Origin of the sequence: Pseudomonas agronomica, assembly GCF_025917275.1 — a bacterium.
GTDB classification, from domain to species: Bacteria; Pseudomonadota; Gammaproteobacteria; order Pseudomonadales; family Pseudomonadaceae; genus Aquipseudomonas; species Aquipseudomonas agronomica.
In genome coordinates this window covers 1-610 of sequence record NZ_JAOSHO010000991.1, presented here as the reverse complement: position 1 = coordinate 610, position 610 = coordinate 1, and the positions used below count along the sequence as shown (strand labels likewise).

The window sequence follows — 610 nt, the reverse complement described above, 5'->3', positions numbered from 1 at the left end:
GAAGCGCCAGGTCGAAAACGTGTTGCTCGATCCGGCCACCGGCGTGCACCTGCTCGACACCCCAATGGCGATTCCACGGTTTGCCGAGCAGGTCATGGGGCAGGTCGGCCCGCTCTGGCTGGGCATCGGCTTTCTGTTTGCCGGTGCCGCGACCATCAATACGCTGATGGCGGGTGTCCCGCGTATTTTGTACGGCATGGCGGTGGACGGTGCGTTGCCCAAGGTCTTTGCCTACCTGCACCCACGCTTCAAGACGCCGCTGCTGTGCATCCTGGTGGCGATGGCGATCCCGTGCCTGTACGCGCTGTGGTTGGGCGGCAACACCGACAACATCATGCACTTGGTGCTGGCGGCCGTGTGCGCCTGGAGTTTCTCCTACCTGTTGGTGACGCTGTCGGTGGTGATCCTGCGGATTCGTCGTCCTGATCTGCCTCGGGCCTATCGCTCGCCGTTCTTCCCGTTGCCGCAGATTCTGTCCAGCGTCGGCATCCTGCTGGGCATGTGGTTCATCACCCCGCCGGGCATGAACCCCGCCGATATCTATGTGCCGTTTGGCGTGATGCTCGGCATTACCGCCAGCTACGCGCTGTTCTGGACGCTGGTGGTGCAG

At 63.1% G+C, this 610-nt stretch carries 1 protein-coding gene; it reads left to right on the top strand.

Translation table 11 applies throughout. The features are described from left to right. Positions 1-610: APC family permease (locus OC610_RS28545; RefSeq protein ID WP_264433098.1), on the top strand; the 610-nt coding region annotated here is incomplete at both ends.